Below are 11,071 nucleotides of genomic sequence, written 5' to 3'. Positions count from 1 at the left end.
CCTTGTCGCCATCCCGCCGCCCTGTGGGCCGGGATGGCGCTTTTTTGCCTCATTTTTAGGCAAATGCTTGCATTTAAAGCATATTTTTGTCACACTCACGGGCTGAATTTTGGGTAAACCCTGAGAACCCTTAGAGGTGGTCGATGCTCCAGGCTGTCGCCCGTGCGGCACACAAGACGGGGTGGGTGTGTGCCGTCGCCTGTGCACTGGCCTGGCCTGCTCCCGCCGCTCTGGCCCGCCAGGCGGGCGTTGACGCCGAGGCGTCAGCGCCGATTGCACTGGCGCAATTGCCCGCCCAGGGGCGCACCACCTACCGGCGCATTCTGGCGGGCGGACCCTTCCCTTATGAGAAAGACGGCACCGTGTTCGGCAACCGTGAACGATTGTTGCCGCTCCAGCGCCGGGGGTATTACCTGGAGTACACCGTACGCACGCCCGGCATGCGCAGCAGGGGCGCGCGGCGCATCATCTGTGGAGGTGCGCCACGCACCCCCGACGCCTGCTACTACACCGGCGACCACTACGCCAGCTTTCGCCAGATCAGGCCATAGCCGCGAAAGATCGACGCATGCGTTTTTTAGAGAACCCTCAAGAAAGAGCCACGGAGATGGAAACACCGCTTCGTCAGGATCAGGAACCCTTGTTGCGCGGCGTGCGCAGCAACATCGTGCAGTCGATTCGGGCCTTCCGCGTGCACGACCTGCAGAAGGCTGCGGGCCACATGGGCCACCACTTCCTGTACGCCAACCTGGCACACGCACAAACCAAGCAGGACGTCCTGGAGCTGGTGGCCACGCAGTTCACCTTTCCGGCGCACTTCGGCAAGAACTTCGACGCGCTGTACGACTGCATGACCGACCCGCTGCACAAGAGCGGCCCGCAGCCGGGCTTTGTCGTCGTGCTCGAGCAGATTCCGGTGACGCACAAGTTCGACAAGGAAGCGCGCGAGCAGCTGCTGGACATCTTCCGCGACGCCGCCGACTACTGGGCCGACCGCAAGATCGCGTTCCGCTGTTTCTATTCTTTTCTGTAGCCCGTTGCGCCACCACTGGCCAGACGCAGCGGGCGAACGGGGCGGCCGTCCACGGCGCGTACCCGCAGGCCATCGAGGTCGGCAGCCGCCCGCTGGGCGCGGCGCCCGACGCCGACTCCCAGCTGTCGCCACTGGCGCTGCGCATGAGCAGTCCGTTCAACAGCCGCTACTGGCTGGCTGCCGCCGCGCCCTGATCCGGCGCTGACGCGCCGCCTGCGCCCAGCGCCTGGGCCAGCGCCAGGTATTCGGGCACGGCCACTTCCTCGGCGCGCCGCTGCAGGTCGAACGCGCCGCCAAAACCCCTGCTCTCCAGCCAGCGCCCCAGGCTGTGGCGCAGCAGCTTGCGCCGCTGGCTGAACGCCACCTGCACCAGCTCGGACAGCAGGCCGGCATCCACCTCTGCAGGCGCGGGCCGGGGCAGCATGCGCACCACGGCGCTGTCCACGCGCGGAGGCGGGTCAAAGCTCTCGGGCGGCACGAACAGCACGTCCTCCATCGCATAGCGCCACTGCAGCATCACCGACAGCCGCCCGTAAGCGCTGGTCGCCGGCTGCGCCACCATGCGGTCGATCACCTCTTTCTGCAGCATGAAATGCTGGTCTTGCACCAGGTGTGCAAAGGGCAGCAGGTGAAACAGGATGGGCGTGGAGATGTTGTAGGGCAGGTTGCCGACGATGCGCAGCTGCGCGCTCTGCAACTCGCCGGCCAGCGCGGCAAAGTCCACCTTGAGCACGTCCGACTCGACCACCTGCAGCTGGCCGTGGCGGCGCAGGCGCGCGGCCAGGTCGCGGTCGAGCTCGATTACCGTGAGCCGTCCCAGGCGCTCGACCAGCGGCTGGGTCAGCGCGGCCAGGCCCGGGCCGATCTCCACCATCGGCTGGCCCGGTTGCGGCGCAATCGCGCGCACGATGGCGTCGATGATCGCCGGGTCGCTCAGAAAGTGCTGGCCAAAGCGCTTGCGGGGGATGTGCTTCATGGCTTTGCCGCATGGCGGCAGGCATTGGGCAATTGTTTTGCCGCCGGGCCGCCCCAAGGCAAAACGCGGCCCCACGCACTAGCGAAGCGCAGGGCATGCCTGCGTGTGGGGGCAGGGAGCCACACGCAGTGGGCGGCCGTGGGGGTCATGTTCACTGTGGGGGCTCGCGGTACTCGACGTAGGCGCGCGCGCGCGCTTCCTGCATCCAGTTGCGCCAGGCCTCGTCGAGCTTTTTCTCGCGCACCACGTCGCGCACCATGTCGCGCTGCTGGCGCTGGGTGAGCTTGACCTCGCGGCGCGCGATCAGCTCGATCAGGTGCACGCCAAAGCGCGTGGCCACCGGCTCGCTGATCTGGCCCGGCTGCAGCGAGTCCAGCACCTGCTCGAACTCGGGCACGTAGCGCCCGGGCAGGGCCCAGCCCAGGTCGCCGCCCTCGGCCGCGCTGCCGTCCTGCGAATACTCGCGCGCCAGCTGCTCGAACGTCGCCTGGTGGCGCACGATGCGCTCGCGCAGCTCCATCAGCTCCTGCGCCGCCTGGCGCTCGCTGCGCCCGGGCTGGGCGCGCAGCAGGATGTGGCGCGCGTGGTTTTCCTCGGCCATGCTCATCAGGCCGGCCTGCTCCTTGTTGATGAGCTTGAGGATGTGCAGGCCCGCCGGCGAGCGCACCGGGCCGACGACGCCGCCCACGGCCGTGCCGGCCAGCGCGTCGGTGAACAGCTGCGGATAACGGTCGGCCGGACGCATGCCCATCACGCCGCCCTGGGCCGCGTCGGGCGCCTGCGAGTACTGCTGCGCCAGTTCCTGCCAGTTGCCGCCGGCCTTGATCTTGGCCAGCACCTCCTGGGCGATCGCCTGGCGCTCGGCCAGTTGCGCGGGCGTGGCGTTCTCGGGCACCCCAATCAGGATGTTGCCGATGTTGAGCTCCAGCGCCTGCGTGGCCGGCGCCTGCTTTTGCTCGCGCAGGTACTGGTCGACGTCCAGGTCGCTCACGCGCACGCGCGACTCCACGTCGCGCTCGCGCACGCGCAGCATCAGGAGCTGATTGCGCAGCTCCTCGCGGAACGCGCTGGCGCTGATGCCGTCTTCGGCCAGGCGCTGGTGCATCGTGGCCACCGACACGCCGTTTTGCCGCGCGACTGACTGCTCGGCCTGGTCGACCGCGAAGTCGTCGACCTTCAGGCCCATCTCGTGGCCGGTCTGGATCTGGATTTTTTCCTGGATCAGGTGCTCCAGCACCTGCTGCACCAGCACCTCGTGCGACGGGGGCGTGGCGCCCTCGTTGCGCAGTTGCGAGAGCGTGCGCTCGATGCGCCGCTGCACCTCGTTGTTGGTGATCGGGTCGGAGTTGACGACGGCGACGATGAAGTCGGCCTGGCGCGGCGCGCCGTCCTTGGCGGAGGGCAGCGTGGTGACGGCCGCCGGCAGGCGGGTCAGGCCGCTGGCTGCCGAGGGCTTGAGGCCCTGGGCGCCAGCGCCCAGCGGCGCCAGCAGCGCGGCGCTGACCAGGGCGGCCAGCGCGGCCGGGCGAAAGAGGGGACGGGTCATCGCGGTGTGTGAGCGCAGGAGAGCTGCCATGGCTGGAAAAGGCGGATCTTACGGTGCGGGCCGGTCGGCCCCCAGCGTCTGGTAATTGGGAATGTGCTGGCGCAGGCTGTCGAGCGGGTTGGAGCCCAGCGACAGGCGCGAGAAGCCCGAGAACTCCAGCTGCACCAGGATGCGGGTGTTGGACGCCTGGTCGGCGCGCTGCAGTCGTTCGAGCACGACGCGCCCGATCCAGCAGCAACTCTCGTACTCCAGACCGACGACGGTGTCGACCAGCTTGTGCTCCAGCAGGCTGTAGTTCAGCCGCCCGACGCTGAACCAGCGCCCGGCCTCGCGCGTGGGGCCGCTGCGCCTGTCGCCCCACAGGTCGCCTATGGGCCACTGCCACGCCACGTCCAGCTGCTCGTTGGGCTCGGTGATCAGGTCGCTGATCTTGTTCATCCGGTAGGCGGCGCTCACCGTGCGGTATTTGCTGGGCGTGTAGCGCGCCGCCAGCGTCGAGCGCTCGGACTTGCGCGTCTTTGGGTTGTATTGCACGAAGGCATCCATGCCCCACTGCGGCGTCCAGTTCAGGCCCGCGCCCAGCAGCACGTCCGAGACGCGCTCGCGCGCGGCCAGCGCGCCGGGCATCGCCACGCGCTGGTCGCTGTTGCGCAGGCGCTGGGCAATCGCAAAGCGCGCTGCCTCGGCGCCGGTGTCCGCGTCCAGCAGGCGGCTGGTCACGCCCAGCGTCAGCAGGTTGTTGTCGGCAATGCGGTCGTTGCCGCTGAAGCTGTTTTCGGTGTAGATCGACGCGAAGTTGAAGTCCTGCAGCGCCGTGTCGTACACCGGCAGCATGCTCTGGTCGCGGTACGGCGTGTAGGTGTAGAAGGCGCGCGGCTCCAGCGTCTGCGTCAGGCTGCGGCCCAGCAGGCGGGTGTCGCGCTCGAACACCAGGCCCGAGTCCAGGCTGAACGTGGGCAGCGTGCGGCTGGCGCTGCGCTGGCCGCTCGTCAGCGGCGTGTCGAAGCTGTAGTGCGTGGCGTGCAGCTGCAGGCGTGGCGTGATGAAGCCCGCCGGCGCCAGGAACGGGCGGCTGACCTGCGCCACCATGAAGCTGCGCTGCGTGTTGGGCTGGTGGATGTAGTCGCGGTCGGCAATGAAGTGCGTGTAGTTGGTCTGCACGCTCATGTCCAGCCCGCCGCCGATTTCCTGCGGGCGCCACTGCCAGTCCAGCTGCGGCGCCATGTCGTACGGCGGGGTAATGGGCGCGCTCACGTCCTGCAGCGTCTGCCATTTGAGGGTGCGCACGCTCACCGCGTGGTCGCCGCGTGCCCAGCTCAGGCGGGCGTCGCCGGGCAGCAGGCGCTGGGCCGTGGTGTCGGTGTAATAGCTCTCGCCGCGCAGCGGAAAGTCGCGCCAGTAGTTGTCGTCGCTCACCCGGCGCAGATTCACTGCCAGGCGCAGGTCGCCCACCGGGCTGGCAAACAGGTCGTCGTGCTTGATGCCCAGCGACCAGCGGTCACGCTCGCGCAATTTGTCGTTCGGCATATAGCTGGCCGACAACTCGCCGCTGTAGCTGGGCTCCAGGTAGCGAAAGCTCCCGTCCAGCGCCACGCCGCGGCGCGCCATCAGCGTGGGCGCAATCGTTGCGTCGCGGTTGGGCGCGATGTTCCAGTAGTAGGGCTGGGTGTATTGCAGGCCGCTCAGGCTGTCCATGCCAATGGTGGGCGGCAGCAGGCCGCTCTTGCGCCGATCTGACAGCGGAAAGCTGATGCCCGGCAGCGGCAGGATGGGCACGCCCTTGAATTCCAGCACGCCGCCCTCGGCGCGGCCCACGTCCTCGGCCTGGTCCAGGTGCAGCGCGTCGGCGCGCAGTATCCAGTCGGGGCGCCAGTGGGCGTCGTCCTCATCGCGCTGGCAGGTGGTGTACGTGCCCTGGTGAACGACCGAGCGGTCGCGGTCGATGAAGTCCACGCGGCTCGATTCGCCGTGCGCCTGCGTCTCGTGCAGGCGGTAGTTCACGTCGGTGAAAAAGCCGCTGTAGGCGTCCACCTGCAGGTCCAGCAGCGTGCCCTGATACAGATTGCCCTCGCGCAGCACGCTGACGTTGCCCTCTGCGCGCGCGCGGTCGGCCGGCACGTCATAGGTCATGCGGTCGGCGCGAATCGTCGTGTCGCCGCGCTGCAGTTCGGCGTGGCCTTCTATCGTCGCCTCGATGTCGCTCTGGCCGGTGATGCGGTCGCCACTGACGTAGACAGGCAGGCCCTTGGCAGGCGCCGGTGCCGCGGCGCGCGGCGCCTGGGCCTGGCTGGCCAGCGGCAGGCCCAGCAGCGCGGCGGCAAGCAGTCGCAGGCAGGCGACCTTGGGAGCCAAGGACGGGGTGGATAGCGAAGACAAACGAAAATTTCCGAAGGGACAGTAAAGCGGTGCGGCCGGCGCCGCGCGGCATTTTCGCACCCGCTGCGACCCGCATTTGCGGGCAGGGCGGGTTTGTAGAATCGCGATTATCCATGAGCCCTTCTCTCCACTCCCCCTCCACGCCCGCCGCGCAGACCGTCTCCTGGGACGACGCCCGGCGTCACGCCGCCTTTGATGCCTGGCTCGCGCGCGTGGGCGCAGCCCACGGCCTGCAGCCGGCGACTTTGCGCCCCGCATCGGCCGACGCCAGCTTTCGCCGCTACCTGCGCATCGACAACGCCCAGGGCGAGAGCCTGATCGTGATGGACGCGCCGCCCGCCAACGAGGACTGCCGCCCCTTCGTCCACGTGCAGGCGCTGATGCAGGGCGCCGGCCTGCGCGTGCCCGAAATCCTGGACTGGGACGAGGCGCAGGGCTTCATGCTGCTCACCGACCTGGGCGCGCAGACGGCCATCGAGCAGCTTGACCCCACCCGCCCGCAGGACGCCTTTGCCTGGTACGCCCAGGCGCTGGACATCCTGATCGACTGGCAAAAAGCCAGCCAGCCGGGCGCGCTGCCCGCCTATGACGAGGCGCTGCTGCGCCGCGAGCTGCAGCTGTTTCCCGACTGGTACCTCGCGCGCCACCGCCAGGTGCAGCTCGACGAAGTGCAGCAGGTGGTGCTGGCCAAGGCGTTCAGCACCATCGTCGCGCACAACCTGGCCACTCCCAGCGTCTACGTGCACCGCGACTTCATGATGCGCAACCTGATGGTCGGCGAAGGTGGCCGCCTGGGCGTCATCGACTTCCAGGACGCGGTCTGCGGCCCCATCACCTACGACATCGCCAGCCTGATGCGCGACGCCTTCATCAGCTGGGAGGAAGACTTCGTCATCGACCTCACCGTGCGCTACTGGGAAAAGGCCCGCAAGGCCGGCCTGCTGGGCGCGGCCAGCAGCCACGGCTGGGGCGCTGACTTTGGCGAGTTCTACCGCGCCGTCGACTGGATGGCGCTGCAGCGCCACCTCAAGGTGGCCGGCATCTTCGCCCGCCTGACGCTGCGCGACGGCAAGCCCAAATACCTGGCCGACGCGCCGCGCTTCATCGGCTACATCCGCGCCACCTGCGCGCGCTACCGTGAGCTCGCACCGCTTTTGCACCTGGTCGACCAGATCGAAGGCACGCAGGCGGCAGCAGGCTATGCCTTTGGCCGCATGTAGGCGAAAGCTGCTGCCGGTCGTTTTCTCCTTCCCCCTCTGGGGGAAGGCAGGGATGGGGGCAAGCCGGCTCCTGTCCATCGGCGCCGCAGGCCCCCACCCCAACCCTCCCCCACAGGGGGAGGAAGCGAGATATTGAAACCCCCGCCTCCACCATGCCCCGCCTCCACTGCCCTCTGCCCCTGGCCCCTGGCGCGCAGATCGACCTGCCCACCGAGGCCGCGCGCCATGTGCAGGTGCTGCGCCTGCAGCCCGGCGCGGCGCTCACCCTGTTCAACGGCGCCGGCGGTGAATGGGACGCCACCGTCACCCGCATGGGCCGCAGCGACGTGCAGGTCGAAGTGGGCGCGCACCACGCCATCGAGCGCGAGGCGGCGCGCGCCGTCCACCTGATCGTCGGCATGCCGGCCAACGAGCGCATGGACTGGCTGGTCGAAAAAGCCACCGAGCTGGGCGCCGCCAGCATCCAGCCCGTGGCCACCGCGCGCAGCGTGCTGCGCCTGGAGGGCGAGCGCGCCGCCAAGCGCCAGACGCGCTGGCAGGCCATCGCCGTCGCCGCGTGCGAGCAGTGCGGCAGAAACCGCGTGCCCAGCGTGCACGCGCCGCTGGCGCTGGCCGACTGGCTGCGTGGCGCACCCGGCCAGGGCAGGCGCCTGCTGCTGTCGCTGCGCCCGGGCAGCCAGCCACTGCGCCAGGCCGCGGGCGACGCCCAGGCGGTCTGGGTGCTGCATGGCCCCGAAGGCGGCCTGACGGCGCAGGAGGAAGACACGGCACTGGCCGCCGGCTTTGCCCCCGCCAGCCTGGGCGCGCGCGTGCTGCGCGCCGAAACGGCGTCCGTCGCGGCGCTGAGCATGCTGGGGTTGGACTGATGGCCCACGCACCGGTCGAGCCTGCCGACGACGACCTGGCCAGTGGCGGCGGCAGCGGCAGCGGCGTAGGGGCCATCGCCGACTTTTTTCGCGACGCCGACGCCGCGCAGGACTCGCTCCTGCTGTGGCGCCTCACGCACCAGCAGCCGCTGGTCCACGCGCTCAGCGGCCTGTTCCACGGCCCGGCCGCGCTGGTACAGCTGCGCCTGTGGGTGTTTCTGCAGCTGGCCAGCCAGGGCGAGGCGCTGCTGGCGCGCGAGCGCATTGCCGAGCTTTTTCATGCGCTGCGCCCCGAGGCGCTGGAGACCGTGCTCAAGCGTCTGCGCGACGTGGGCCTGCTCGCCTGGGACGAAACCCAGCGCGCCTACCACCTGCCAGCCCTCGCCCAGCGCGTGGCCGGCGTGCTGGCGCCGCTCACGGCCCAGGCGAGCGAGGACGACGCCGACGGCGGCGAACTCGCAGCCCTGCTCGGCCAGGTGGTCGGCGCCAACCAGCTGGGCAGCGTCGACGCTGGCCAGGTGCAGCTGCTGCACGCGCAGCTGGCGCGCCTGCACGGCGAATTTGCCGACGCGATCGCCAGCGGCTCGGAATTTCGCCTGCGCGAGGCGCGCAAACGCTACGACCGCGCCGCCACCCTGATCGATCGTGCATCGGAGGCGATTGCCGCCATCATCGGCGGCAGCCGCGGCCACATCCAGCTCGAACGCGCCGCGCGCGGCCTGGGCCAGGCGCAGTCGCGCCTCTTGGCCATGGCCAGCCAGTTCAACCGCGCGCTGCAGCAAATGGATCGCCAGCGCGTGACGCTGGGCACCACTGGCCTGACGAGCACCGACGTCAAGCGCTGGCTGCAGGCCGCGCCCACGCTGCACCAACTGCTGGCCGGCGCCCTGGCCCGGCCCACGGCCGTCGCGGCGCTGGCGCCGCACGAGCTGCTGGACGTGACCGAGGCCGAATTCGAGCGCGACCGCCCCGCGCCCGAACAGGCCGAGGAACTACCCAGCGCCCAGGACGCGCCCGCCGGCACGCTTGCCGCCGTGGCCCTGCCGCGCGAGCTGGGTGACCTGAACGATTTGCTCAGCCGCTGGGCCATGGAGCCCGCGCCAGACGGTGCGGCGCGCAGCGTGCAGGACGCGCTGCTTGGCCCCATCCCCGGCGCCACGCGCTACGCCCAACTGGCCTACAAGGCGCAGCTGCTGCCGCTGCTGGGCGACCCCCAGGCCCAGGTGCTGCCCGGCGCCACCGGCGCCCTGGCGCGCCAGCCCTGGCGCGTCCAGTGGCAGGCCGAGGCCGAAGCCGTCGACCACCACCAGATCGAGCTGCTCAGCCGTGGGCAGCTACTGCCGGCCGGCTCCATGGGCGCGCAAGAACAGGAGCCAGCGACGCCCGCAGCGCCAGGCCGGCCAGACACCGGCGCTCCCACCAAGGAATCAAAGAATGGATGACGCCGCCCTGCTCATCGCCGAACTGCTCACCCGCCGCTGGCTGCCGCGCAACCACCGCCTGGTCAAGCGCGCGCTGGTCGACGCCGAGCTGTTCGCCCAGGTCGAGCAGCGCCTGGCCCAATGCGGCCTGCGCTGGATGGACAGCATCTACGCCGACCACGTCAGCGTCGCCCTGCTCCCCGCCGCGCAAAACGCCGCGCTGGGCGAGGCCGGCATCAACGCCAACAACAACCTGGAGCTGCCGCGCGACGGCCAGGCGCTGCTCGTTGTGCTGTGGGCGCTCATCGTTTTACCGAAGCGTGAGCGCCAGACCAGCCGCCAGAGCATTGACGGCGAGCAGCAGAGCGACTTCTTTCCCGGAGCCAAGCCCCTGCCCGGCGCCGCCAGCGCCAGCCCCGTGCTGTCGTACAAGGCGCTGCTGGAAGACTACGGCCCGCAGCTGGGCAAAAAGCTGCGCCTGGACGCCAACCTGAAGCTGCTCGAACGCCACGGCTTCATCCTGCGCCGCCAGGACGAAATCGCCGAAGGGCCGCTCTTGGACGTGCTGCTGGACTACGACGTGCTGGCCCCGCGCATCCTGGACGGCGCGCTGGCGGATGTGCTGCTGCGCGAACGGGCGGCTGCCGATCTCCTTCCCCCTCTGGGGGAAGGCAAGGATGGGGGCTCGGCCGGTGCGGTCCCTGTCTAGGAAAGTGCCGACGAAAAGCCGTAGTCTCCTGTCAAGTCACAACGAGGAGGAGAACATGGCCGAACTGCTGGACGAAATCCACCCCGGCGAGATTTTGCTGGAGGACTTCATGAAGCCCATGGGCATCTCCGCGCGCCAACTGGCGGCGGACATCGACGTACCCCCCAGCCGCATCAGCGAGCTGGTCAACGGCAAGCGTCCCATTACCGCCGACACGGCCCTGCGGCTGGGCCTGTTCTTCAACATGGAGCCGCGCTTCTGGATGAACCAGCAAACCGAGTACGACATGCGCGTGACCGACCGTGCCCTGCACGACAAAATCGCCGCCAGGATCCGCGTCTTCCAACCGCATGCTGCGGTGTGAATGTGGGGCTTTTTGCCGCTTCCAGGAAAAGCCCATGTGGACCAGGTTCACGCAAGGCAATTTCCATGTGCCCAAGCGCACAGGCGGGTTGACCCATCCGGGGTGCGCCGACCGAACACCCATCCGCCGGCGGTGGTTACAAGGCATCCAGCGGACTCAAGACACCCCGCCCGCCCCAGGCCGTGGCGACATTCGGGTACTTGACAGCCAGCGCATCGGGCAGCCCACCGCACCCATGTCCGCATCCAGATCCTTGCGGTGCAGCACGCGGGCGCGCTCCATCTGCTCGCGTAGCGGTGCAATCAGGTTCTCGGGCAGCACCGTCACCCGGTCCTTGTTGCCCTTGCCCTGGCGCACGATCAGCTCGCGTCGCTCAAACTCCACATCCTTCACGCGCAGGCGTAGCGCCTCCAGAATCCGCATGCCCGTGCCGGGGCGTGTCCGAATTTTTGTGTAAACGGGTCGGACTTCAATTGACGGAGATGCGGTCTCCGAACTGAATGGTAAAGCGGGTCAGCGCGGCCTTCCAATCCCGGATGGGCATGGTCCACTTCTGGCTG

At 69.2% G+C, this 11,071-nt stretch carries 11 protein-coding genes; 7 read left to right on the top strand and 4 right to left on the bottom strand.

The features are described 5' to 3' along the window. Positions 1–143 precede the first annotated feature (143 nt). Positions 144–551, top strand: a complete 408-nt coding sequence (locus tag ABD767_RS02350; RefSeq protein ID WP_103045428.1) for a ribonuclease domain-containing protein — start codon at positions 144–146, stop codon at positions 549–551. A 56-nt stretch (positions 552–607) separates the two neighbouring features. Then, positions 608–1,033: a barstar family protein gene (locus tag ABD767_RS02345; protein WP_103045427.1), complete on the top strand. Its 426-nt coding sequence runs from the start codon at positions 608–610 to the stop codon at positions 1,031–1,033. Positions 1,034–1,199: 166 nt separating this feature from the next. Here ABD767_RS02345 and rsmA read toward each other — a convergent pair whose 3' ends face one another. From rsmA to ABD767_RS02330, 3 genes are all read right to left on the bottom strand, one after another. Beyond that, positions 1,200–2,009, bottom strand: coding sequence for a 16S rRNA (adenine(1518)-N(6)/adenine(1519)-N(6))-dimethyltransferase RsmA (gene rsmA / locus ABD767_RS02340; protein WP_103045426.1), 810 nt, complete (start codon positions 2,007–2,009; stop codon positions 1,200–1,202). A gap of 151 nt (positions 2,010–2,160) precedes the next feature. Next, entirely contained in the window at positions 2,161–3,555 is a 1,395-nt protein-coding gene (locus ABD767_RS02335; RefSeq protein ID WP_103045425.1) for a peptidylprolyl isomerase, read from the bottom strand. 48 nt (positions 3,556–3,603) lie between these two features. Further along, positions 3,604–5,931, bottom strand: a complete 2,328-nt coding sequence (locus tag ABD767_RS02330; protein ID WP_103045424.1) for an LPS assembly protein LptD — start codon at positions 5,929–5,931, stop codon at positions 3,604–3,606. Between the two features lie 113 nt (positions 5,932–6,044). Here ABD767_RS02330 and ABD767_RS02325 point away from each other — a divergent pair, with 113 nt between their 5' ends. The 5 genes from ABD767_RS02325 (at position 6,045) to ABD767_RS02305 (ending at position 10,511) form a co-directional block, all read left to right on the top strand. Further along, on the top strand, positions 6,045–7,151 hold the full coding sequence (locus ABD767_RS02325) for a phosphotransferase (protein WP_103045423.1): 1,107 nt from the start codon (positions 6,045–6,047) through the stop codon (positions 7,149–7,151). 152 nt (positions 7,152–7,303) lie between these two features. Then, complete coding sequence (locus ABD767_RS02320) at positions 7,304–8,017, top strand: 16S rRNA (uracil(1498)-N(3))-methyltransferase (RefSeq protein WP_103045422.1); 714 nt, start codon at positions 7,304–7,306, stop codon at positions 8,015–8,017. Beyond that, complete coding sequence (locus tag ABD767_RS02315; protein WP_344868010.1) at positions 8,017–9,459, top strand: hypothetical protein; 1,443 nt, start codon at positions 8,017–8,019, stop codon at positions 9,457–9,459. The genes ABD767_RS02320 and ABD767_RS02315 overlap by 1 nt, the downstream gene beginning before the upstream one ends. After that, positions 9,452–10,147 (top strand): hypothetical protein, encoded by a 696-nt coding sequence (locus ABD767_RS02310; RefSeq protein WP_344868008.1) that lies wholly within the window; start codon positions 9,452–9,454, stop codon positions 10,145–10,147. The genes ABD767_RS02315 and ABD767_RS02310 overlap by 8 nt, the downstream gene beginning before the upstream one ends. Before the next feature lie 55 nt (positions 10,148–10,202). Continuing rightward, positions 10,203–10,511, top strand: coding sequence for a HigA family addiction module antitoxin (locus ABD767_RS02305; RefSeq protein WP_344868006.1), 309 nt, complete (start codon positions 10,203–10,205; stop codon positions 10,509–10,511). A 156-nt stretch (positions 10,512–10,667) separates the two neighbouring features. Here the strand turns inward: ABD767_RS02305 and ABD767_RS17260 are convergent, their stop codons facing one another. Continuing rightward, on the bottom strand, positions 10,668–10,934 hold the full coding sequence (locus tag ABD767_RS17260) for a tyrosine-type recombinase/integrase (RefSeq protein WP_425549885.1): 267 nt from the start codon (positions 10,932–10,934) through the stop codon (positions 10,668–10,670). Positions 10,935–11,071 lie beyond the last annotated feature (137 nt).

The organism is Comamonas faecalis (assembly GCF_039538025.1).
Lineage (GTDB): Bacteria > Pseudomonadota > Gammaproteobacteria > Burkholderiales > Burkholderiaceae_C > Comamonas_C > Comamonas_C faecalis.
Note: the sequence above shows the minus strand (reverse complement) of the source record. Positions and strands in the feature narration are given on the sequence as shown.